Annotated in this window: 23 protein-coding genes; 22 read left to right on the forward strand and 1 reads right to left on the reverse strand. The window is 69.7% G+C overall.

Annotation, left to right across the window (positions count from 1 at the left end):
• Positions 1 to 203 precede the first annotated feature (203 nt).
• Positions 204 to 821, forward strand: a complete 618-nt coding sequence (locus CBW24_RS06195; protein ID WP_088662006.1) for a hypothetical protein — start codon at positions 204 to 206, stop codon at positions 819 to 821.
• Positions 822 to 904: 83 nt separating this feature from the next.
• Here the strand turns inward: CBW24_RS06195 and CBW24_RS06200 are convergent, their stop codons facing one another.
• Positions 905 to 2,173, reverse strand: a complete 1,269-nt coding sequence (locus CBW24_RS06200; RefSeq protein ID WP_097373017.1) for a bifunctional cytochrome b/YceI family protein — start codon at positions 2,171 to 2,173, stop codon at positions 905 to 907.
• Positions 2,174 to 2,443: 270 nt separating this feature from the next.
• Between CBW24_RS06200 and fabD the strand changes: the two genes are divergently transcribed.
• From fabD to CBW24_RS06305, 21 genes are all read left to right on the forward strand, one after another.
• Positions 2,444 to 3,394, forward strand: a complete 951-nt coding sequence (gene fabD / locus CBW24_RS06205; RefSeq protein WP_097373018.1) for an ACP S-malonyltransferase — start codon at positions 2,444 to 2,446, stop codon at positions 3,392 to 3,394.
• Positions 3,394 to 4,131: a 3-oxoacyl-[acyl-carrier-protein] reductase gene (gene fabG / locus CBW24_RS06210; RefSeq protein WP_097373019.1), complete on the forward strand. Its 738-nt coding sequence runs from the start codon at positions 3,394 to 3,396 to the stop codon at positions 4,129 to 4,131. Before fabD ends, fabG begins: the two co-directional genes overlap by 1 nt.
• A 287-nt stretch (positions 4,132 to 4,418) precedes the next feature.
• The gene (locus tag CBW24_RS06215) at positions 4,419 to 4,652 is read left to right on the forward strand and encodes an acyl carrier protein (RefSeq protein ID WP_088662002.1); all 234 of its coding nucleotides are present in this window, start codon (positions 4,419 to 4,421) and stop codon (positions 4,650 to 4,652) included.
• A 509-nt stretch (positions 4,653 to 5,161) separates the two neighbouring features.
• Positions 5,162 to 6,424, forward strand: a complete 1,263-nt coding sequence (gene fabF / locus CBW24_RS06220) for a beta-ketoacyl-ACP synthase II (protein WP_088662001.1) — start codon at positions 5,162 to 5,164, stop codon at positions 6,422 to 6,424.
• Positions 6,424 to 7,578, forward strand: coding sequence for an endolytic transglycosylase MltG (gene mltG, locus CBW24_RS06225; RefSeq protein WP_088662000.1), 1,155 nt, complete (start codon positions 6,424 to 6,426; stop codon positions 7,576 to 7,578). Before fabF ends, mltG begins: the two co-directional genes overlap by 1 nt.
• 651 nt (positions 7,579 to 8,229) lie before the next feature.
• Complete coding sequence (locus CBW24_RS06230) at positions 8,230 to 9,582, forward strand: DNA-packaging protein (protein ID WP_097374144.1); 1,353 nt, start codon at positions 8,230 to 8,232, stop codon at positions 9,580 to 9,582.
• Between the two features lie 107 nt (positions 9,583 to 9,689).
• Positions 9,690 to 10,940: a phage portal protein gene (locus CBW24_RS06235; RefSeq protein ID WP_097373020.1), complete on the forward strand. Its 1,251-nt coding sequence runs from the start codon at positions 9,690 to 9,692 to the stop codon at positions 10,938 to 10,940.
• Between the two features lie 8 nt (positions 10,941 to 10,948).
• The gene (locus CBW24_RS06240) at positions 10,949 to 11,620 is read left to right on the forward strand and encodes an HK97 family phage prohead protease (protein WP_097374145.1); all 672 of its coding nucleotides are present in this window, start codon (positions 10,949 to 10,951) and stop codon (positions 11,618 to 11,620) included.
• Complete coding sequence (locus tag CBW24_RS06245; protein WP_232530204.1) at positions 11,617 to 13,002, forward strand: phage major capsid protein; 1,386 nt, start codon at positions 11,617 to 11,619, stop codon at positions 13,000 to 13,002. The genes CBW24_RS06240 and CBW24_RS06245 overlap by 4 nt, the downstream gene beginning before the upstream one ends.
• 222 nt (positions 13,003 to 13,224) lie before the next feature.
• Positions 13,225 to 13,830, forward strand: coding sequence for a head-tail connector protein (locus CBW24_RS06250; RefSeq protein WP_097373022.1), 606 nt, complete (start codon positions 13,225 to 13,227; stop codon positions 13,828 to 13,830).
• Positions 13,827 to 14,195 carry a head-tail adaptor protein gene (locus tag CBW24_RS06255; protein ID WP_232530206.1) on the forward strand — a complete coding sequence of 123 codons (369 nt, stop codon included), beginning with the start codon at positions 13,827 to 13,829 and terminating at the stop codon, positions 14,193 to 14,195. The genes CBW24_RS06250 and CBW24_RS06255 overlap by 4 nt, the downstream gene beginning before the upstream one ends.
• Positions 14,192 to 14,605, forward strand: coding sequence for a DUF3168 domain-containing protein (locus CBW24_RS06260; protein ID WP_097373023.1), 414 nt, complete (start codon positions 14,192 to 14,194; stop codon positions 14,603 to 14,605). The genes CBW24_RS06255 and CBW24_RS06260 overlap by 4 nt, the downstream gene beginning before the upstream one ends.
• Before the next feature lie 93 nt (positions 14,606 to 14,698).
• The gene (locus tag CBW24_RS06265) at positions 14,699 to 15,112 is read left to right on the forward strand and encodes a phage major tail protein, TP901-1 family (RefSeq protein WP_097373024.1); all 414 of its coding nucleotides are present in this window, start codon (positions 14,699 to 14,701) and stop codon (positions 15,110 to 15,112) included.
• A 32-nt stretch (positions 15,113 to 15,144) separates the two neighbouring features.
• Positions 15,145 to 15,453 carry a gene transfer agent family protein gene (locus CBW24_RS06270; RefSeq protein WP_097373025.1) on the forward strand — a complete coding sequence of 103 codons (309 nt, stop codon included), beginning with the start codon at positions 15,145 to 15,147 and terminating at the stop codon, positions 15,451 to 15,453.
• Complete coding sequence (locus CBW24_RS06275) at positions 15,446 to 15,667, forward strand: rcc01693 family protein (protein ID WP_097373026.1); 222 nt, start codon at positions 15,446 to 15,448, stop codon at positions 15,665 to 15,667. Before CBW24_RS06270 ends, CBW24_RS06275 begins: the two co-directional genes overlap by 8 nt.
• The gene (locus tag CBW24_RS06280; RefSeq protein ID WP_097373027.1) at positions 15,660 to 16,319 is read left to right on the forward strand and encodes an RcGTA-type gene transfer agent tail tape measure protein; all 660 of its coding nucleotides are present in this window, start codon (positions 15,660 to 15,662) and stop codon (positions 16,317 to 16,319) included. The genes CBW24_RS06275 and CBW24_RS06280 overlap by 8 nt, the downstream gene beginning before the upstream one ends.
• 65 nt (positions 16,320 to 16,384) lie before the next feature.
• Positions 16,385 to 17,017: a DUF2460 domain-containing protein gene (locus CBW24_RS06285; protein WP_097373028.1), complete on the forward strand. Its 633-nt coding sequence runs from the start codon at positions 16,385 to 16,387 to the stop codon at positions 17,015 to 17,017.
• A complete protein-coding gene (locus tag CBW24_RS06290; RefSeq protein WP_097373029.1) occupies positions 17,014 to 17,961 on the forward strand; it encodes a phage/gene transfer agent baseplate hub protein in 948 nt (315 codons plus the stop codon). Before CBW24_RS06285 ends, CBW24_RS06290 begins: the two co-directional genes overlap by 4 nt.
• Positions 17,958 to 18,434 (forward strand): C40 family peptidase, encoded by a 477-nt coding sequence (locus tag CBW24_RS06295; RefSeq protein ID WP_097373030.1) that lies wholly within the window; start codon positions 17,958 to 17,960, stop codon positions 18,432 to 18,434. Before CBW24_RS06290 ends, CBW24_RS06295 begins: the two co-directional genes overlap by 4 nt.
• A complete protein-coding gene (locus tag CBW24_RS06300; RefSeq protein WP_097373031.1) occupies positions 18,435 to 22,373 on the forward strand; it encodes a baseplate multidomain protein megatron in 3,939 nt (1,312 codons plus the stop codon).
• Positions 22,366 to 23,076: a DUF2793 domain-containing protein gene (locus CBW24_RS06305; RefSeq protein ID WP_097373032.1), complete on the forward strand. Its 711-nt coding sequence runs from the start codon at positions 22,366 to 22,368 to the stop codon at positions 23,074 to 23,076. Before CBW24_RS06300 ends, CBW24_RS06305 begins: the two co-directional genes overlap by 8 nt.

Below are 23,076 nucleotides of genomic sequence, written 5' to 3' on the forward strand. Positions count from 1 at the left end.
GCAGGCACCCTCACGCAAATCACGGATGCGTCAATTCCGTTCGTGCACCAGCGGAAATGCGCTGCCTTCTGCGCGGCATGATGCCGGATTCCGCCGCGTGCGATCTGCGCCGGGATCTGCATGGAACGGGGGCAGGCCGGGTCGCATTGTGCTGCCAGAGGCCCCGCACAGACGGGGTCGTCACAACACTGAGGAGAAACATCATGATGACCAAGCGCATCCTGACGACCACCACCGCAATCGCACTCATGGCCGGCATGGCTTCGGCGCAGTCGGTGTCCACCGACACCGGCGTCAGCGCGGGTGGCAATGTCGCCAGCTCCGCCGGAAGCGTATCCGCCGGGGCCGATGCCAACGTCTCCGCCTCCGGGTCCGCGTCTGGCGTGGGTGACACCATCGACAGCACCGTGAACACGGCCTCCGACGCAGTGACCAGCACCGCCAACACCGTGGGTCAGACCGCGAATGCCGCGCTTGACGCCACCGGCGAAGCGGCTGTGAACGTCACCGCCGAAGGCCTGTCGGCTGCCAGCGACGTGGCCGCCGAAGTCGAAGCGGCGCTGACCGCCGAAAGCGTGGTCATGTCCAGCGCGGGCGAGACCATCGGCACGGTGTCCGAGTTCAACCGCGAGGCAGGCACGGTCCTGATCGACCTCGACAGCGAAATGGAAGCCTCGATTTCCAGCGATGTCGAAGTGATCGCCATGCCCGCATCGGCCTTCTCCGCGACCGACGGTGGCCTGTCCATCGGCATGAGCGGCGACGAACTGGCCGCTGCTGTGAACCTGCAGCTGGAAAACCGCGCGCAGGTCGCGAACTGATCGCGCGTGTGAGTTGAGCATGTCGCGAGGCATGCGGAAGGCCGCCCTTCGGGGCGGCCTTTTTTATGGGCGAGGCGGGGGCCTTAGCTGCCGTCGCCCGGCTCGGATGTGCCCGCATCTGCGCCCGCATCTGCGCCACGCTGCGCGGTCAGGGTCACATCCACCACCACCTCGAACCCCAGTTGGTCCGGGTTGGTCTGGCTGTCTCCGATGCCGAAATTGCGCCGGTCGAGCGTGGTTTGCCCCACCATCTGCGCGCGGTCGCCCTCCAGCGTCAGGGCAAAGGGCAGGGTGACCGGCATGTCCACGCCTTTCAGCGTCAGCGTCCCGTCGGCCACATAGCCGCCCGCCTCATCGGGCCGGATCGGCGCGGTGAACCGGGCGGTGGGGAATGCGCCCGCGTCGAAATATTCCGCGCCCATCGCCTGATCGCTGACGGAGCCAAGCGTGAGCGAACTGATTGCGATGGTCACATCTACTGCGCCGTTTTTGCCTGCGACCGGCTCTTCGGCGAATGTGATTGCGGCGGTCCAGTCGGCGAAACTGCCGGTAACGGCGCTGCCAAATTGCGCCACCGTGATCGACAAGGTGCCATCCATGACCTGCCAGTCCGACGCGACTTGGTCCAGCGGGGCGGTGCTGCCGGTGTCCGAGGTGGCCCGGCTGCCGCCTGTGGTGGCCAGCAACGGCCCGCCGCCAAGGGCCACGGCCCAGAGCAGCAGCGCGGCCAGCGCCGGGCGGCGGCTGTGGCGGGTGGGCGTCGTGGCGGCGGGCGTCGTGGGGGCGGCTTCGGTCCCGCGCAGCATCCGGGGAAGCGTGGCGTCCCGGTCGATCAGCGCATGTTTCAGCGCCCCCGCGATATGCAGCGCCAGCGTGCCGATCAGCACCCAGCCAAACAGCCAATGCAGGGTGGCAAAGCCATGCGCCAGCGCAGGCGACTTCGGCACGAAGGGCAGCGATTGCCCGAACGGCCACCAGATCGGCGCAAAACCGGTCGTCGCGGCATGGCTGATCCAGCCGCTGAGCGGCATCAGAACGATGGCCCCGTAAAGCAGCCAGTGCACCAGATCCGCCAGCGCGGTTTCCGCCCGCCGCTCCGGGTGCAGCGGCGCGGGGCGCGGCTGGCTCAGCGCCCACAGGATGCGCGCCACGGCGACGGCGAACAGCGTCAGCCCAAGGGTTTTATGCAGCGAAAACAACGTGGCCTTGATCGCGAGCGCGTCGGAGGTTTCGGCGCTCCAACGCTCCGCGATCAGGCCCAGCGGGATCAAGGTCAGGATCAGCGCGGCGGTGAGCCAGTGAAACAGGCGCGCGCCTGCGCCGTAGCGGGTGGCGGAATTGGTCAGGGGCATGAGGTCCTCGGGCGTGTCGCGGATCGTGTGGGGGCGGCGCCGTCAGGGCGCCTTGGTCCCGGGGGGATCTAGCGGCGCGGGCAGGGCGGGGGAAGTCCGCGCTGCTGCACATGATCTGTGCGAGGGCGTCGGGCGTGGCGCCGGGGTGCGTTAATCGGCGCTGGCGCGGTGGGGTAGGCTTGGCGGCGGCGGTGACGATCGGAAAACGCGGCGTTCTTGTTTCGCGCGGGCAGGCGCGATAGACCCGCCCGCAACGAGACAGGAGGACGCATGAGCCGCGCATTCATCTTTCCCGGCCAAGGGGCCCAATCCATTGGCATGGGCCGCGATCTGGCCGAAAGCTATCCCGCCGCGCGTGCGGTGTTCCAAGAGGTCGACGAGGCGCTGGGCGCCGATCTGTCCGGCCTGATCTGGGAGGGCGAGGCCGAGGCGCTGACCCTCACCGAAAATGCGCAGCCCGCGCTGATGGCGACCTCGATGGCCGCGATTGCCGCGCTGGAGGCCGAAGGCGTGGTCCTGCGCGACGCGGCGGGGTTCGTCGCCGGGCATTCGCTGGGCGAGTATTCCGCGCTCTGCGCCGCGGGCGCGCTGGGGCTGGCGGATACCGCGCGTCTGCTGCGCATCCGGGGCCGCGCCATGCAACAGGCCGTGCCGGTGGGCGAGGGCGCAATGGCGGCTCTGCTGGGGCTCGATTTCGCGACCGCCGCAGAGGTCGCGCATGAAGCCGCGCAGGGCGAGGTCTGTCAGGCCGCCAACGACAATGACCCAGGTCAGGTCGTGGTGTCGGGCCATAAGGCCGCCGTGGAACGCGCGGTGGAGATCGCCAAGGCGCGCGGGGCAAAGCGGGCGGTGCTGCTGCCGGTGTCCGCCCCGTTCCATTGCGCGCTGATGCAGCCTGCGGCGGACGCGATGGAGCAGGCGCTGGCCGAGGTGCGCATCAGCGCCCCCGCCGTGCCGCTCATCGCCAATGTTACCGCCGGGGCCGAAACCGACCCCGCGCGCATTCGGGCGCTGCTGGTGGCGCAGGTCACCGGGTCGGTCCGGTGGCGCGAAAGCGTGATGACGCTCGCCGCAAGCGGCGTGACCGAGACATGGGAAATAGGTGCGGGCAAGGCCCTGTCGGGCATGATCCGCCGCATCGACAAGACACTGGCGAGCCGCACCATCGGCACCGCGGCCGAGGTGGTCGCCGCCAAGACATCGCTGGAAGGAACCGCCTGATGTTCGACCTGACCGGAAAATCCGCCCTGATCACCGGCGCCTCGGGCGGGATCGGCGCCGAGATCGCGCGCCACCTGCATGGCGCGGGCGCGACCGTCGGCCTGTCCGGCACCCGCGAGGCCCCGCTGGAGGCGCTGGCCGCCGAGCTGGGCGAACGCGCGTATGTGCTGCCCTGCAATCTGGGCGATGCCGAGGCCGTCACCGCGCTGCCGAAACAGGCCGCCGAGGCGATGGGCGCGGTCGATATCCTCGTGAACAATGCGGGCATCACCCGCGACAACCTGTTCATGCGTATGTCGGACGAGGAATGGGCGCAGGTGCTGGAGGTCAACCTGACCGCCACCATGCGGCTGTGCCGGGGCGTGCTGCGCGGCATGATGAAGGCGCGCTGGGGGCGGATCGTCAATATCTCGTCCGTGGTGGGCGCGACCGGCAATCCCGGTCAGGGCAACTATGCCGCAGCCAAAGCCGGGATGGTCGGCATGTCCAAATCGCTGGCCTATGAGGTCGCGTCGCGCGGCATCACCGTCAACTGCATCGCGCCCGGTTTCATCACCACTGCGATGACCGAGAAACTGACCGACGATCAGAAGTCCAAGATCCTGACCCAAGTGCCTGCGGGCCGGATGGGCGAGGCGGGCGAGATCGCGGCAGCGGCGCTATACCTTGCCAGCCCGGAGGCGGGCTACACCACCGGGGCGACGCTGCATGTGAATGGCGGCATGGCGATGATCTGAGCCGCCCACCGGCATGCCTGCCGGGGCGCCTGCGCGGGCCGCCGTCATAGCGCTGCATGAAAGGGGTCGTTCCGATCCGTCATGCGGCTCTTACGGCACCCGTGCACCCGGCTGCGAAACCATTTGCGTCCGGCATGAGACGTGCTATAGGGCGGCCCAGTTTCGATCCGGGGCCAGTCACTGGCCCGGCTCAGGCTGCCCCCGTGAGAAACGGGGAAAGGCCCGGTGGGGCAGGGACGACACGAACCGAACCGGGCGCTGTTCCCGAACAGAAATGAGGAATTGACATGAGCGACATCGCAGATCGCGTGAAAAAGATTGTTGTCGAGCATCTGAGCGTCGAAGAAGAGAAGGTGACCGAGAACGCCTCCTTCATCGATGACCTGGGCGCTGACAGCCTCGACACCGTCGAGCTGGTGATGGCCTTCGAAGAAGAGTTCGGCATCGAGATCCCGGACGACGCAGCCGAGACCATCCAGACCTTCGGCGACGCGGTGAAGTTCATCTCCGAAGCCGTCTGAGCGACCACGCGCGGGGCTTTCGAGCCCGGTGCCATTGGCCGGACCTCTGTTTAGAGACTGCCCGGACCCAAGCGGCGTGATAGTATTTTCGTGAAGGGGCGTCCGTTTGGGCGCCCTTTTGCTGTGCGTGGCGGGCATGGGGCTGGGTTGTGCGCGCCAGATCGCGCGGTGGGTTATGGCGCGGGGTGTGGCCAGGATGCGCCGGAGCGGTCCGGGCGGGCGCGTCGGCATGCGGGGCAGCCAAGGGCACGGCGCGCTGGTCAGGCTGCCGGGCGGCGGTGCTCCCGGTTCCAAGCCCGCCGCAACGCGCGGTGCCACCCCCTGCGCAACACCCTGCGCCACCCCGGCACCAGCGCAGGCGGCACGCGACCCTTTCGGCGGGGCTGCGTGCCTGACCCACGGCCCGGCGGGGTGTTGCCGCGCGGTGGGTCGCGGGGTGTCTCGGATTATTGCGCGGCGGGGCCGAAACCGCTATCAGAGCGCAAAGAATACACATGGGGTTAGAGCATATGCGGCGCGTGGTAATCACAGGTCTTGGGATGGTGTCTCCGCTGGCATGCGGTGTCGAACAGTCTTGGGAACGGCTTCTGAACGGACAATCCGGCGCGGGGCCGATCACCCGTTTCGACGCCAGCCATCTGGCGACCACCTATGCCTGTGAAATTCCCTTTGGCGACGGCAGCGACGGCACGTTCAATCCCGATGATTGGATGTCGCCGAAGGAGCGGCGGAAGGTCGATGATTTCATCCTTTACGGCATGGCCGCCGCCGATCAGGCGGTGAAGGATGCGGGCTGGATGCCGGAGGACGAGGACGCGCGCGCGCGCACTGGCGTCATGATCGGCTCGGGCATCGGGGGTCTGAATTCCATCGCTGACACCGCCGTTTTGCTGAAGGAGCGCGGCCCCCGCCGGGTGTCGCCGTTCTTTATCCCCGGCGCGCTGATCAACCTGATCTCCGGTCAGGTCGGCATCCGCTATGGCTTCAAGGGGCCGAACCATGCGGTCGTGACGGCCTGTTCCACCGGCGCGCATGCCATCGGCGACGCCGCCCGTCTGATCCAGTGGGGCGACGCGGATGTGATGATCGCGGGCGGTGCCGAAAGCCCGATCAGCGAGATCGGCATCGCGGGCTTCAACGCCTGTAAGGCACTGTCGACCAAGCGTCCCGACGATCCAGAACGCGCCAGCCGCCCCTATGACGCGGACCGCGACGGGTTCGTCATGGGCGAAGGCGCGGGCGTCGTCGTGCTGGAGGATTACGAGCACGCCAAGGCGCGCGGGGCCAAGATCTATGCCGAGGTGCTGGGCTACGGCATGTCGGGCGATGCCTACCACATCACCGCCCCGGCGGAGGATGGCGACGGGGCCGAACGGTCTATGCGCGCGGCGCTGAAACGTGCGGGGCTGGAGCCTGCGGATGTGGATTACATCAACGCGCATGGCACCTCGACCATGGCCGATGTGATCGAGTTGGGCGCGGTGGAGCGGATGCTGGGCGCGGCGGCGGGTGAGGCCACGATGTCGTCGACCAAGTCGTCCATCGGGCATCTGCTGGGCGCGGCGGGCGCGGTTGAGGCGATTTTCTGCGTGCTGGCGATCCGCGATCAGGTCGCGCCGCCGACGATCAATCTGGACACGCCCGCGATCGAGACCGCGCTGGATCTGGCCCCGAATGCCAAGGTCGAGCGGAAAATCGATGTGGCGCTGTCCAACAGCTTTGGCTTCGGGGGCACCAACGCCTCGCTCGTGCTCGGAAAGGTGGCCAGCTGATGTGGCGTTCCCTTGCCTCTAACGCGATGACGATCCTGATCGTCCTCGGCCTTGCCGGAGCGTTCGCGGTCCATTGGGGCAAATCGCAATTCCTGGCCCAAGGGCCGTTGCAGGAAGCGATCTGTTTTCAGGTGCCGCAGGGTGCCAATATCCGTGGCGTGGCCGATCAACTGGAAGAGCGCGGCGCGATCAGTTCCGCGCGGATTTTCCGTCTGGGCGCGGAATATAACGACCGGTCGCATCTGCTGAAGGCAGGTTCGTTCCTGATCCCCGAAGGCACGCCCATGGTCGGTGTCGTCGCCATCGTGACCGAGGCCGGGCGGTCGACCTGCGGCACCGAGATCAACTACCGCATCGGCATCACCATCGCCGAGGCGATCGTGCGCGAACTGGACCCCACCACGAACCGTTACGAGGAAATCGTGAAGTTCGAGGCGGGCGCCGAGGAAATCCCGCAGGAATATCTGGACGCGCGCGATGAGGCCGATGTCCGGTTCCGCGTCACGCTGGCCGAAGGTGTCACCAGCTGGCATGTCGTCGACGGGTTGCGGAAGGCCGATTTCCTGTCGGGCGAGATCGCGGAAGTTCCGCCCGAGGGCACGCTGGCGCCGGACAGCTATGAGGTCACCCGCGACAGCAAGCGCAGTGAATTGCTGGCCGAGATGACCCGCCGTCAGGGCGTGATCCTGTCGGATCTGTGGGCCGAACGCGCAGCCGATCTGCCGATCGACACGCCGGAGGAGGCGCTGATTCTCGCCTCCATCGTCGAGAAGGAAACCGGCATCGCGGCGGAACGCCCCGAGGTGGCTTCGGTGTTCATCAACCGTCTGAACCAAGGCATGCGCCTGCAGACCGACCCGACGGTGATCTACGGCATCACCAATGGCGAAGGCACGCTGGGCCGGGGTCTGCGCCGGTCCGAGCTGGACCGTCCGACGGAGTTCAACACCTACCAGATCGACGGGCTGCCGCCGACGCCGATTGCCAATCCGGGCCGCGACGCGATTGCCGCCGCGCTGAACCCGGCAGAGGGCGATTACCTTTATTTCGTGGCCGATGGCACGGGCGGGCACGCGTTTTCCCGCACGCTGGACGAGCATAACGCCAATGTCGCGAAATGGCGCCAGATCGAAGCCGAGCGCGCCAATCAGTAAGGCCCAATTGGGCGGAAACACGCGGTGAGACATTGCAAAACGGCGGCCTGATACCGGGCCGCCGTTTCGCGTTTTGCGGGCCAATCCGGGGCCACCGTGCGGTGGGGGTGCGCAACCTGAGAGATAGTCCTTGACAAACGGGACGCCCTAATGTAGAACTTAGGCAAGCTGGAAGAAATGGGCAGGCGGCACGGTGTGAACCGGGGCCGCTTTTTTCGTTTCTGCTCGTGCGGGGCGCATGAGAGGCGAATTTGCATGAAACCAACGCATGAAGACCCGCGGGCTGACCCGGCGGGCGTGACGCGGCGTGGCCGGCTCGGGGGGGCGGACGCGCAGAGGCGGGGGCGGTGCCGGAGGGCGACGCGCCCGGCGAGCCGTGGCCGGGGGCGATGGCGCTTTGGTCTGCGGGGGATGGCCCCGAAACCGGGCCGCTGGCGGCAGCCGACATCCTGCTGAACAGCATGTGCCGTCAACTGACCGAACTGGTTGCAGAAATCGACGCGGGCGAGAGCGATCGCGCTCGTAGGCTGGCGCCGTCGCTGGCCGAGATCCGCCGTGCCGCCTTGGTGGCCCATCAGGAGAGATCCGTTGTCCAAGACAGCCGTGAAAAACACCGTGCCGCCATCGGCACCCCGGCGCTCGACCTTGCCGATGCGCGCGCCGAAATTGGGCGCCGATTGGCTCGTCTCCGCCGAAGCGGAGGTGCAGGACGGGTTTCTGGAAGCGCTCACTGACGAGGCGCTTCTGGCCTTGCCGTGGATCTTCGAGTTCTGGGCCCTGCCGCATCAGTTGCCGCCTGACGGCGACTGGATGAGTTGGGTCATCATGGGGGGGCGCGGGGCGGGGAAAACCCGCGCCGGATCGGAATGGGTGCGGTCGATGGTCGAGGGGCCGACGCCGCAATGCCCCGGACGGGCACGCCGCATGTGCCTGCTGGGCGAAACGTTTGATCAGGTGCGGGAGGTGATGATTTTCGGCGAGAGCGGCATCCTAGCCTGTTCGCCCCCGGACCGGCGGCCTGAATGGCAGGCCGGGCGGCGGCGGCTGGAATGGCCCAATGGCGCGGTGGCGGAGGCGCATTCCGCCCATGATCCCGAAAGCCTGCGGGGCCCGCAATTCGACGCCGCATGGGCCGATGAACTGGCCAAGTGGAAGCGGGCGGAGGCGGCATGGGACATGCTGCAATTCGGGCTGCGGCTGGGCGATGATCCACGGCAATGCGTGACGACCACGCCGCGCAATGTGGGGGTGCTGAAGCAGATCCTCGCCGCGCCCTCGACGGTGGTGACGAGCGCGCCGACGGAGGCCAACCGCGCGCATCTGGCCGACAGTTTCCTGCGGGAGGTGCGGCGGCGGCATCGCGGCACCGCGCTGGAGCGGCAGGAACTGGACGGGGTGTTGCTGGAGGATGCGGAGGGCGCGCTGTGGAGCCGGGCCGGGATCGCGGCGCAGCGGCTGGAGGAGTTGCCGCCGCTCGACCGGGTGGTGGTGGCCGTCGACCCTGCGGTGACGGCGCGGGCGGGCTCGGACGCGTGCGGGATCGTCGTCGTCGGCGCGCAGATGCAGGGGCCGGTGCATGAGTGGCGCGCGGTGGTGCTGGAGGATGCCAGCGTGCAGGGCCGGATGCCGATCGACTGGGCGCGGGCGGTCATCGCCGCGACGGAGCGGCACGGCGCCAGCCAGTTGGTGGTGGAGGTCAACCAAGGTGGCGATCTGATCGAGACGCTGCTGCGGACCGTCGATCCGGGCGTGCCCTACCGCGCGGTGCGGGCGCAGCGGGGCAAGGCGGCGCGGGCCGAGCCGGTCGCCGCGCTTTATGAGCAGGGGCGGGTGCGGCATCTGGGTGTGTTCGATACGCTGGAGGACGAGATGTGCCGCATGACCCTGCGCGGCTATGAGGGCAGCGGCAGCCCGGACCGGGTCGATGCGCTGGTCTGGGCGGTGCATGAATTGCTGATCCGCCCGCGCGAGGTGCAGGCGCAGCCGCATTACCGCGCGTTGTGACACGCAGGGTTAGGGGGGCGGGTGCGTGCCCCCCCGACAGGCAAGACGATGGATAGACCGCCGTGCGTGCAGCACCGGCGGTTTTTTATTGGCGGGAAGGGGTAGCGATGGGGTTCGGATTTCTGAAGCGAGGCGGGAGCGGCGCGGACGCCGGGATACCGCCGGAGCGCAAGGCCTCGGCCACCGGGCGGGTCGTGGCGTGGCAGGGCGGCGGGCGAGCGGTCTGGTCATCCCGCGACGTTGTCAGCCTGACGCGGGCGGGGTTCAGCGGCAATCCGGTCGGGTTCCGGGCGGTGAAGCTGATCGCGGAGGCGGCGGCGGCGCTGCCCCTCGTCTGTCAGGACAGCGCGTGCCGGTATGAGCAGCACCCGGTGATCGATCTGCTGGCGCGGCCCAATCCGGCGCAGGGGCGGGCGGAGTTGCTGGAGGCGCTTTACGGGCAGCTTTTGCTGACGGGCAATGCCTATGTGGAGGCGGCGGGTCTGGGCGGCGATGGCCTGCCGGTGGAGTTGCATGTGCTGCGCTCCGACCGGATGAGCCTGATCCCCGGCACCGATGGCTGGCCTGTCGCCTATGATTACGCGGTGGGCGGGCGCAAGCACCGGTTCGACATGCGGACGGGTGCGACCGCGCCGCTGTGCCATATTCGCAGTTTCCACCCGCAGGACGACCATTACGGGCTGAGCCCGATGCAGGCGGCGGCGGTGGCGATGGATGTCCACAATGCCGCGTCGCGCTGGTCGAAGGCGCTGCTGGACAATGCCGCGCGGCCCTCGGGCGCGATCATCTACAAGGGGCCGGAGGGTCAGGGCTCGATGAGCAGCGACCAATATGACCGGCTGATCAGCGAGATGGAGCGCTCGCATAGCGGCGCGCATAATGCGGGGCGTCCGATGTTGCTGGAAGGCGGGCTGGATTGGCGCCCGATGGGGTTTTCGCCCTCGGACATGGAATTTCAGAAAACCAAGGAAGCCGCCGCGCGCGAGATCGCCACGGCCTTTGGCGTGCCGCCGATGCTGCTGGGCGTGCCGGGGGAGGCGACCTACGCCAATTATCAGGAAGCGCATCGGGCGTTCTACCGGCTGACCGTGTTGCCGCTGGCGCAGAAGGTCACCGCGCAGTTGGCGCATTGGCTGGCGGGGTTCGACGTGACGGGGGCCGATGCGGTGCGGATCGCGCCCGATCCCGATCAGGTGCCCGCATTGGCGGCGGAGCGGGAGGCGCAGTGGCGGCGGGTCTCGGAGGCCGAGTTCCTGAGCGATTCCGAAAAGCGCCAGTTGCTGGGCCTGCCGCCGCGCCCGGAGCCGCGTCACGGCGCAGATGCAGACAGCGATGAGGCGGAGGAGAACAGCGCATGAGCGGAGACATGACGGCGGGCGCGGGCGCGCCGGATGACTGGGGGCTGGAGCGCAAGTTCCACCGCCCCGAGGCTGGGCTGCGGGTCGAGGATGACACTTGGATCGCGGGCTATGCCTCGGTCTTTGGGGCGGCGGATCAGGGCGGGGACGTGGTGCGGCGCGGCGCGTTTGCCGGCGCGCTGGCCCGGCCCGAACGGCGGGTCAAGATGCTGTGGCAGCACGATCCTACGCGCCCCGTGGGTGTGTGGGAGGAGCTGCGCGAGGATGCGCGCGGGCTGTGGGTGCGGGGGCGGCTGTTGCCGGAGGTGGCGCAGGCGCGAGAGGCGCTGGCGCTGATCGCGGCGGGGGCGCTGGACGGGCTGTCGATCGGCTACCGCACCAGCCGCGCGAGCCGGGACGCGCAGGGGCGGCGGGTGCTGGAGGTCGTGGACCTGTGGGAAGTGTCGCTGGTGACGTTCCCGATGTTGCCGCAGGCGCGGGTCGGGGCGGGCACCGCCGCTGCGGGCGGCGCGGGCGCGGGGCAGAAGCGCAGCGCGGGGCCTGATGCGCAGGGCGTGCATGGGACCGCCACGCCGATGGGGATGGAGCGGGACGGCATGGCGCGGGCGTTCGATGCCGCGCGGGCCGAGATCGCGGAGATGCGCCAGCGGGCGCGGGACAGCCGAAAGGAGGGCAGATGAGCGGGATGAGGCAAGAGGCCGGGGGCCGTAAGGCGCAGGCGCAGGTGCGGCGGGCAAGCCCCTTGGCGAGGGGCGTGCCGGGTGGAATGGCGCGCCGGGACTCGGTGGGCCAGGACTTGGCGAGCCACGGGATAGCGGCCCAACGGATGGCGGGGCGCAAGGCCGCGCAGCAGGACATCTGCGCGCGGGCCACATCTGCGGCGCGGGAAACGGCGCAGGATGCGGGGGGCGTGGCGGAGGCAGCGCCGGACCTGCATCGCGCATTGCGGGGGTTCCTGAGCGAAATGAAGGGCTTCCAGAACGACGTGACGACCCAACTTCAAGCAACCGAAGAGCGAATGACCATGCTGGACCGTAAATCTCAATTTGCCATGCGCCGTCCGGCGCTGGCCACCGCAAGCGATGTCGAGGCGCCGCATCGGTCGGCCTTCGAGACCTATCTGCGTTCCGGCGACGATGACGCCCTGCGCGGCATCGATCTGGAGGGCAAGGCCCTGTCGAGCGCGGTGGCCGCCGATGGGGGCTATCTGGTCGATCCGCAGACCGCCGAGACGGTAAAATCGGCGCTGAGCTCCACCGCCTCGATCCGGGCGGTGGCGCAGGTGGTGACGGTCGAGGCGGGCTCGTTCGATGTGTTGGTGGACCGGGGCGAGATGGGCTCTGGCTGGGCGAGCGAAAGCGGCGCGTCGGTGGAGACCGATACCGGGCAGGTCGAGCGGATTTCGATCCCGCTGCATGAATTGTCGGCCATGCCGAAGGCCAGCCAGCGGCTGCTGGATGACAGCGCCTTTGACATTGACGGCTGGCTGGCGGGGCGCATCGCGGACAAGTTCGCCCGCGCCGAGGCCGGGGCATTCGTCAATGGCGACGGGATCGACAAGCCCAAGGGCTTCCTCGCCCATCCGAAGGTCGAAACCGAGCTGTGGGAATGGGGCAATCTGGGCTTTGTTCCGTCGGGCGTGTCGGGGGCGTTCGGCAGCGCCGATGCGCTGATCGATCTGGTCTATGCGCTGGGTGCGCCCTACCGGGCGAATGCGTGTTTCGTGATGAATTCCAAGACCGCTGGCGCGGTGCGCAAGCTGAAGGACGCCGATGGCCGGTTCCTGTGGTCCGACGGGCTGTCGAGCGGGGAGCCTGCGCGGCTGCTGGGCTACGCGGTGCTGATCGCGGAGGACATGCCCGACATTGCCGCCGATGCCTATGCCATCGCGTTCGGTGATTTCCGCGCGGGCTACACGGTGGCGGAGCGGCCCGATCTGCGGGTGCTGCGCGATCCGTTTTCCGCCAAGCCGCATGTGCTGTTCTACGCCACCCGCCGCGTGGGCGGGGATGTGACCGATTTCGCGGCGATCAAGCTGATGAAATTCGCCCCGGCCAGCTAAGCCGGTCCGGGTGAGCCGAACGGCCCGTCCGTGCCCCTATGGGGTGCGGCGGGTCGCAGGGGCGGGCGCGTGCCGGGAACCCGCGTCGTCCAGCTGCTCCCTCCCGTCCGAGCGGCGCGGGGGTGCGGGCCCGTCCCGATCCTGACGTCTGAAATTCAAGGATGCCGCGCCGAGGAGGCGGGCGCGCGACAGGTCCGGTCTGTCGCCTGTGGGAGAGTGCCGATGATGTTGAGCGAACTGACGACGGTGCCCGACGCCGCCCTGCCGCTGGCGCGGTTCAGGGAGCATCTGCGGCTGGGGTCCGGCTTTGCCGATGCGGAGGCCGTGGAGGACGGGCTGATCGTGCCGTTTCTGCGTGCGGCGAGCGTGGCGGTGGAGGCGTGGACCGGGAAGGTCTTGATAGAGCGGAATTTTCGCTGGCGGCTGGAGCGCTGGCGTGGGGCGCGGGTGCAGGATCTGCCGGTGGCGCCAGTGAGCGCGATCACGGCGCTGCGGGTGACCGACCGGCTGGATTGGGAGGTCGTGGTCGATCCCGCTACATGGCGGTTGATCCCCGACACGCACAGGCCGGGGCTGGCGGCGCGCGGGGCGGCGCTGCCGTCGGTGCCGGAGGGCGGGTTTGTCTGCGTGGACTTCACCGCCGGGTTCGGCCCGGACTGGGACGACCTGCCCGCCGATCTGGCGCAGGCGGTGATGCTGCTGGCCGCGCATTACTACGAATACCGCCACGAGATGCGGATGGGCGAGGGCGTGATGCCCTATGGCGTGTCGGCGCTGATCGAGCGCTGGCGCAACATGCGGCTGCTGGCCGGGGGGCCGCGCCGATGAGCGCGCGACGGCATGAGGTGCCGCGCCCCGGCACCCGCCTGCGGCTGATGAGCCCCGGTGCGGTGCCGGATGGCGCGGGCGGGCGCGTGCGGTCGTGGACCGAGCTGGGGACGGTCTGGGGGGAGTTGCGCGCAGGGCGCGGCGGCGCGCGGCTGCAAGGCGGCTCGGGCGGGGCGGTGGCGTCACGGGTGCCGGTGACGGTCATTTTGCGCGCGGCACCGGTGGGCGATCCGGCGCGGCCCGTGCCGGGGCAGAGGTTTATGACCGAGGCCCGTGCATTTGACGTGCTGAGCGTGGCGGAGGCGGGCGCGCCGATCGTGCCGGGCTGGCTGGTCTGCACCTGCGAAGAGGAGGTCGCGCGATGAGCTATGCGGTGACAGGGGCGCTTCAGGCGGCGGTGTATCAGGTGCTGGTCACGGACCCGGCGCTGACGGACCTGATCGGCGGGGCGGTGCATGACGCGCTGCCCGATCCGGGCGCGGCGCTGCCGCCTGTCTATGTGCTGCTGGGCGCGGAGGAGGCGCGTGCCCGCGACGACGCTACAGCGCAGGGCGCGCTGATCCGGTTCACGCTGTCGGTAATGGGCGGGCCGGAGGGATTTGCGCAAGTAAAGGCCGCAGCGGCGGCGGTGTGTGACGCGCTTGAGCCGGGCCTGCCGCCATTGGCGCGCGGGCGCGTGATTTCGCTGCGGTTTGAGCGGGCGCGGGCGGTGCGGACCGGCACGCAGGGCGGGCGGCGGATCGATCTGCGCTTTGCCGCGCGGGTGGAGGACTAGGCGACGGGGGCCGGGCGTGCCCTAGGCGCGGGGCCGGGATGCGCAGGGTCACTCATAAGATAATTCATTTCAACAGTTTGGACGGAGGGCGCGATGGCGGCTCAGAATGGCAGGGATCTTCTTATCAAGCTGGATCTGACCGGCGACGGGCAGTTCGAGACGGTGGCGGGGCTGCGGGCGACGCGGGTGTCGTTCAATGCGGAGACGGTCGATGTGACCTCGATGGCGAGCAGCGGCGGCTGGCGCGAATTGCTGGGCGGGGCGGGCGTGCGCTCGGCTGCGATTTCCGGCTCTGGCGTGTTTCGCGACGCGGCGACGGATGAACGGGCGCGGCAGATCTTCTTTGACGGGGAATGCCCGGATTTTCAGGTGATCGTGCCGGATTTCGGGCGGGTGCAGGGCGCGTTTCAGATCACGGCGCTCGAATATGCGGGCAGCCATGACGGGGAGGCGAGCTATGAGCTGTCGCTGGCCTCGGCGGGCGCGCTGAGCTTCGTGCCGCTGTGAGCGGGGGCGCGAACCCGTGGGCGGGGGAGGTGATGGTGACGCTGGATGGCGTGGCGCACCGGGCGAAGCTGACGCTGGGTGCGCTGGCGGAGTTGGAGGCGCAGCTGGGGGCGGAGAGCCTGCTGGATCTGGTCGCGCGGTTCGAGGCGGGCCAGTTCGCAAGCCGCGATGTGCTGGCGCTGATCGTGGCGGGGCTGCGGGGCGGGGGCTGGTCCGGCAGCGCGCGCGATCTGATGAGCGTGGAGATCGCGGGCGGGCCGGTGGCGGCGGCGCAGGTGGCGGCGGCGCTGCTGGCGCGGGCCTTTGCGCTGCCCACGCCGGAGGATGTTGCGGATGGCTGAGCGGCTGGATTGGCCCGGTTTGCTGCGGCTGGGGTTGACGCGGCTGCGGCTGCGCCCGGCGGAGTTCTGGGCGCTGAGCCCGGTGGAGGTGTTGCTGATGCTGGGATGGGCGCCGGGGGCGGGAATGGCGCCGCTGACGCGGGCCGGGCTGGCCCAGCTACAGGCGGCATTCCCCGACGAGCGCGGGGCGGAACAGGAGCAGACGGATGGATGAGATCGACACGGCGCAGGACGATCTGGACGCGCTGGCCGGGAGCCTCGACGGGGCGGGGCGGATGGCGGTGCTGTTCGAGCGCGAGTTGCAGCGGATGCAGGTGTCGCTGGGTCAGACGCAGGGCGGGGTGGCGCAGCTGTCGGGCACGATCGGGCGCGGGCTGCGGCGGTCGTTCGACGGGCTGGTGCTGGACGGGATGAAGCTGAGCGAGGCGATGCGGGGCGTGGCGCGGTCAATCGCTGACGCGGCCTATTCGGCGGCGTTGAAGCCGGTGCAGGCGCAGATGGGCAGTCTGATCGCTGGCGGGATCGAAGGCATGGTGTCGGGCGTGCTGCCATTCGCGAAGGGCGGCAGTTTCGCGCAGGGCCGGGTGATGCCGTTTGCGCAGGGCGGCGTGGTGACGGGGCCAGTGGCGTTTCCGATGCGCGGCGGCGCGGGATTGATGGGCGAGGCGGGCCCGGAGGCGATCATGCCGCTCAGGCGCGGTGCCGACGGGCGGCTGGGCGTCAGCGCCGAGGGCGGCAGCGCGGCGCGGGCGGTGAGCGTGCAGATCCATGTGAGCACGCCGGATGTGGCCGGGTTCCGGCGCAGCCAGAGCCAGATCGCGGCGGAGATGGGCCGGGCGCTGTCGCGCGGGGCGCGCAACAGGTGAGGTGCTTGGCGCGCCAGCGTCCGGGCCACAGACATCACATCACATGACATCGAAGGGGCGGCGAAATGGCATTTCATGAGGTGCGGTTCCCGGCGGATCTGAGCTTTGGCTCGGTCGGCGGGCCGGAGCGGCGGACAGAGGTGGTGACGCTGGCCAATGGCCATGAGGAGCGCAACACACCGTGGGCCCATGCGCGGCGGCGCTATGATGCGGGGCTGGGGATGCGCTCGCTCGACGATATCGCGGCGCTGATCGCGTTTTTCGAGGCGCGGGCCGGGCAGTTGCATGGCTTTCGTTGGAAGGATTGGAGCGATTGGAAAACCGGGCTGCCTTCGGGCGTGCCCGTATTCGACGATGTGGAACTGGGCCGGGGCGACGGGGCCACGCGCGCGGTGGCGCTGCGCAAAAGCTATGTCTCGGGCGGGGTGGCCTATCACCGGCCCATCGCGAAGCCGGTCGCGGGGTCGGTGCGGATCGGCATCGATGGGCAAGAGCTGCGCGAGGGGGTGCATTACGCGGTCGATACGGCGACGGGGGTCGTGACCTTTACCGAGCCGCCGGAGGCCGGGCTGCGGATCACTGCCGGGTTCGAGTTTGACGTGCCGGTGCGGTTCGACACGGACCGCATCGCCACGTCGGTCGCCAGTTTTCAGGCAGGCGAGGTGCCGGATGTGCCGGTGGTGGAGTTGCGGCTATGAGTGGCGCGGCGGAGGCGGCGCTGAGCGTGCATCTGGCCAGCGGCGCGACGACGGTGGCGCGCGTGTGGGCGGTGACGCGGCGCGACGGGGTGTGTCTGGGCTTTACCGATCATGACCGGGCGCTGCGCTTTGACGGGATCGTGTTTCGCCCCGGTGGCGGGATGACCGCGCAGGCGCTGGTGCAGGGCAATGGTCTGTCTGTCGACAATAGCGAGGCGCTGGGCGTCCTGAACGACGCCGCGATCCGGGCGGAGGATATCGAGGCCGGGCGCTATGACGGGGCGGAGGTGCGCGCGTGGCTGGTGAACTGGCAGGTGCCGGAGGAGCGCGCGCTGGAATTTGCAGGCACGATCGGGGAGATCCGGCGCGGCGACGGGGGCTTTGCCGCCGAATTGCGCGGGCTGACCGAGGCGCTGAACCGGCCACAGGGGGCGGTCTATCAAGCGCCGTGCCCGGCGGTTCTGGGCGATGCGGCCTGCGGCGTCGATCTGGATGCGCCGGGACGCTCGGTGGAGGTGGCGGCGGGCGCGGTGGCGCGGGGCCGGGTGTTCCGGCTGCCGGATCTGGCGGGCTACGCGCCGGGGTGGTTCGCGCGGGGCCGTGTGCGGGTGCTGAGCGGGCGCGCGGCAGGATTGTCCGGGATCGTGAAGATCGACCGGCTGGGCGCGGATGGTCTGCGGCGGATCGAACTGTGGCAGGAACTGCGCGCCGATATTGCCCCGGAGGATCTGATCCGGCTGGAGGCCGGCTGTGACAAGAGCGCGGGCACCTGTGCGCTGAAGTTCGACAACATGCTGAATTTTCGCGGCTTTCCTGACATTCCGGGGGAGGATTGGCTGATGAGCTACCCCAAGCGGAGCCAGTCGCAGAGCGGCGGCAGCAGGCGCAAGGCGGGCACGGCGCTGGTGAATTTCGTCACCGGCTTGCAGCGGGGCGAGGGATGAGCGCTGCTGTGGCCTGCGCGGTGGTGCAGGAGGCGCGGCGCTGGCTGGGCACGCCCTATCGCCATCAATGCGCCACGCGGGGTGCGGGCGCGGATTGTCTGGGGCTGGTGCTGGGCATCTGGCGCGCGGTGCAGGGCGACTGGCCGGAGGACGTGCCGCCCTACACCCCCGATTGGTCCGAGCCATCGCGGCAGGAGCGGCTGTGGCAGGCCGCCGCGCGGCATCTGGTGGAACTGCCTGCGGGCGCGGTGGAGGCGCCGGGGCAGGTATTGCTGTTTCGGATGCGCGCGGGCGCGGTGGCCAAGCATCTGGGCGTGGTGAGCGCCATCGCGCCGGGACGGTTCATCCATGCCTATTCGGGACATGGGGTGTGCGAAAGCGCGCTGACGCCGCCTTGGGCGCGGCGGGTGGTGGCGCGGTTTGCGTTTCCGGCGGGGCCGCCGGGCGGCAGCGATCAGACGGGAGAGCGGTGAATGGCGACTTTGGTTCTGTCGGCGGCGGGAGCGTGGGCTGGCTCGGCGCTGGGCGGCACGGTGCTTGGCCTGTCGAGTGCGGTGGTGGGCCGGGCGATTGGCGCGACGCTGGGCCGGGTGATCGACGCGCGGCTGCTGGGCGCGGGCGCGGAGCCGGTGGAGGTGGGGCGCATCGAGCGGTTCCGCCTGACCGGGGCGAGCGAGGGCAGCGCCATCGCGGATGTCTGGGGGCGGATGCGCATTGGTGGGCAGGTGATCTGGGCGTCCGAGTTCAAGGAGCGCCGCAGCAAGAGCGGGGGCGGCGGCAAGGGGGCACCGTCGCAGCCGGAGGTAGTGAGCTACAGCTATTCGGTGTCGCTGGCCGTCGCGCTGTGCCGGGGGGAAATCCTGCGCGTGGGGCGGATCTGGGCCGACGGGATGGAGATCGCGCGGGAGGACGTGACGCTGCGGGTCTATACGGGCCGCGCCGATCAGATGCCCGATCCGCTGATCGAGGCGGTGGAGGGCGCGGGCGCGGTGCCGGCCTATCGCGATCTGGCCTATGTGGTGATCGAGGATCTGGCGCTGGGCCAGTTCGGCAACCGGGTGCCGCAGTTTTCGTTCGAGGTGGTGCGCCCGGTGCCGTCGGAGGTCGCCCCGGCGGGCGCCGAAAGCCTGAGCCAATTGGTGCGCGGCGTCTGCCTGATCCCCGGCACGGGGGAATATGCGCTGGCGACCTCGAAGGTGCATTACCGGGGGTTTCTGGGCGACAACCGCGCGGCCAATGTGAATTCGCCTTCGGGGGAGAGCGATTTTGCGACCTCCCTCGCGGCGCTGGAGGAGGAACTGCCTGCCTGCGGAGCGGTATCGCTGGTGGTGTCGTGGTTCGGCGATGATCTGCGCTGTGGCGCGTGTCGGGTGCGGCCCTTGGTCGAGCAGCGCGCGCGCGATGGCGACAGTATGCCGTGGTCGGTCAGCGGGCTCACGCGGCTGGAGGCGGGCGAGGTGCCCAAGGATGACAGCGGCGCGCCGGTCTATGGTGGCACGCCCTGCGATGCGTCGGTGATCGAGGCGATCCGGGCGCTGCGCGCGGCGGGGCGGGAGGTGATGTTCTATCCCTTTGTGCTGATGACGCAGATGGCGGGCAACACGCTGCCCGATCCGTGGAGCGGCGGCACGGGCCAGCCGGTATTGCCGTGGCGGGGGCGGATCACGACCGAACGCGCGCCGGGCGTGGCGGGCACGACCGATGGCACGGATGCGGCGGCGCAGGAGGTGGCGGCGTTTTTTGGTGCGGGCGCGGCCGGGGATACCGTGCCGCTGGGCGATAGCGTCGGGTGGAGCGGGCCCGACAGTTGGGGCTATCGGCGGTTCATCCTGCATTACGCGCGGCTTTGTGCGCAGGCGGGCGGGGTGGATGCGTTCTGCATCGGCTCGGAACTGCGCGGGCTGACGCGGGTGCGCGATGCGGCGGGCTTCCCTGCGGTGGCGGCGTTGCGGTCGCTGCTGGCGGAGGTGCGCGCGATCCTTGGGCCGGGTTGCGCGCTGAGCTATGCCGCCGACTGGACCGAATATGGCGGCTATGTGCCACCCGGTGCGGGCGATGATCTGCGGTTCCCGCTGGATGCGCTGTGGGGCGATGAGAACGTTGATTTCATCGGCATCGACAATTACGCGCCGCTGGCCGATTGGCGCGACGGCGCGGATCATCTGGATGCGCAGGCCGGGTGGCAGGCAGTGCATGACGTGGCCTATCTGCAAGCCAATATCGAAGGCGGCGAAGGCTATGACTGGTTCTACCCCAATGATGCCGCGCGCGTGGCGCAGCGGCGCGTGCCGATCACCGATGGCGCCTATGGGGAGCCGTGGGTCTACCGGGTGAAGGATCTGCGCGGCTGGTGGCAGGCGGCGCATCACGAGCGGCTGGGCGGCGTGCGGCAGGCGCAGGCGACGGCGTGGGTGCCGGGGTCCAAGCCCATTCGGTTCACCGAATACGGCTGTGCGGCGATCGACAAGGGCGCCAATGCGCCGAACCGGTTTCTGGACCCCAAAAGCGCCGAATCCGGGTTGCCTCCGTTTTCGGACGGGCGGCGCGACGATGCGATGCAGGCGCAGTATCTGCGGGCCATGGCGGGCTATTGGAGCGATCCGGCGCGCAATCCGGTGTCGGACATCTATGGCGGGCCGATGGTGGATATGGCGCGCGCGCATGTCTGGGCGTGGGACGCGCGCCCGCATCCGTGGTTTCCCAACCAGACGGATCTGTGGTCCGACGGGGTGAACTATCCGCGCGGGCATTGGCTGAACGGGCGCACGGGCGGCGCGGCGCTGGCGGCGGTGGTGGCAGAGATCTGCACCCGCGCCGGGTTGGTGCCGGATGTGACGGGCCTGTGGGGCACGGTGCGCGGCTATTGCACCGACCGGGTGGAGGATGCGCGCGCGCGGCTGCAACCACTGGTTCTGGCGCATGGGCTGGATGTGATCGAACGGGGCGGGCAGGTCAGCTTCCGCCAGCGCGGGCAGGCGCGCGCCGGGGTTGCGGTGGCGCGGGGGGAGATGGCGGTGAGCGACCGGCTCGACGCCGATCTGGACCTGAGCCGCGCGCCGGAGCCGGAGGTCACCGGGCGACTGCGATTAAGCCATGTGGAGGCCGATGGCGATTTCGCCACGCGGGTCGCGGAGGCGGTGGTGCCCGGCGATGACGCGGTCCCGGTCAGCGAAAGCGAACTGGCCATGGTGCTGAGCGCAGCGGAGGGGCGGGCCATCGCGGAGCGCTGGCTGGCCGAGGCGCGGGTGGCGCGGGACACCGCGCGGCTGGCATTGCCGCCGTCGCGGCGCGATCTGGGCCCCGGCGATCTGATCCGGCTGGAGGATGCGCGGGGCAGCGACGATCTGTGGCGCATCGACCGGGTGGAGGCCGCAGGAGCGCGGCTGATCGAGGCGGTGCGGGTGGAGCCGCAGGTGCATGAGCCGCCCGATATGATCGAGGATCTGCCGGGCACGGGGGCGTTCACCCCGGCGCTGCCGGTGGAGGCGGTGTTCATGGATCTGCCGCTGCTGCGCGGCGACGAGGTGCCGCATGCGCCGCATCTGGCGGTCAGCGCGACGCCGTGGCCGGGCACGGTGGCGGTGCATGGCGCGCCTGCGGATGACGGCTATGCGCTGCTGGATGTGGTCGAGGCGCCTTCGGCGCTGGGCGAAAGCGTCAGTGCCCTGCCTGCGGGGCGTATCGGCCTGTGGCAGTGGGGTGCGGGGCTGCGGCTACGGATGGTGCCGGGGGCGGATCTGCTGTCGGCCTCGGCGCTGGAGGTTCTGAACGGGGCGAATGTGCTGGCGCTGGGCGTGGGATCGACCGGCCCGTGGGAGGTGCTGCAATACCGCGAAGCGCGGCTGGTGGGGCCGGACCTGTGGGAGTTGGACGGCTTGCTGCGCGGGCAGGCGGGCAGCGACGCGGTGATGCCGGATCTATGGCCGGTGGGCAGCCGCGCGGTGCTGCTGGACGGGGTGCCACGGCAGATCCCGCTGGCGGAGGACGCGCGCGGCTTGGCACGGCATTACCGGATCGGACCGGCGGCGCGGGGGATCGAGGACGCGTCCTACAGCCATATGCAACTGGCCTTTGACGGGGTGGGGCTGCGGCCCTACCGGCCCTGTCATCTGCGCGCGGTCTGGGCGGGCGACCGGCTGGACCTGACATGGGTGCGGCGCACGCGGGAGGGCGGCGACAGCTGGGCCTCCTACGAGGTGCCGCTGGGCGAGGCGCGGGAGCTTTACCTGATCCGGGTGCGCGACGGGACCGGCGCGGTGCGGCGGGAGGTGACGCAGAGCGTGCCGGAGTGGAGTTACAGCGCCGGGCAGCGCGCGGCGGATGGCGTCGCTCTGCCCTGCACGATCGAGGTGGCGCAGCTGTCGGACCGGTTTGGCACCGGCCCATTTGAGAGGATCGAGATCAATGGATGAGACCGCAATTCTGAACCTGCCCTTGCTGATGCCCGCGCAGGCGCAAAAACATGTGACGGTGAATGAGGCGCTGGGGCGGCTCGACGCGCTGGCGCAATTGGTGGTGGAGAGCCGGATCTTGACCGCGCCGCCGGGGATCGTCGTCGAAGGCGCGGTCTATGCGGTGCCCGCAGGCGCGGTGAACGCATGGGCGGGCGCGGGCGGCAGGCTGGCCGTGGGGCTAAACGGCGGCTGGGCGTTCGTCACGCCGCGCCGGGGCTGGCGGGCGTGGATCGCCGACGAGGGCCGGGTGCGGGTGTATGACGGGGGCGCGTGGGTCGCCGCCGATCTGGGGCTGAGCGCATCCGGCGCCGCGTCCCGGTTCGAGGTGATCGAGTTCGACGAGGACATCACGGCGGGCGCCAGCCATGTGCCGACGGCGACGATCCCGGCGGATGTGATGGTGTTCGCGGTGTCGGCCCGGGTGACCGAGGCGATCACCGGCACGCTGAGCGGCTGGGAAATGGGGCTTGCCAGTGACACGGCCATGTTTGGCACCGGCATGGGGCTGGCGGTGGGCGCATGGACGCGGGGGCTTATGAGCACGCCGATGGCGGTCTATGCGGCGACGCCCCTGCGGCTGGGCGCGCTGGGCGGGGAGTTCGCGGGCGGTCGGGTGCGGATCGCGGTGCATGGCTATTCGGTGGGGCTGCCGGGGCTGTAG

This window comes from Pacificitalea manganoxidans (genome assembly GCF_002504165.1).
In the GTDB taxonomy this organism is placed as follows: domain Bacteria; phylum Pseudomonadota; class Alphaproteobacteria; order Rhodobacterales; family Rhodobacteraceae; genus Pacificitalea; species Pacificitalea manganoxidans.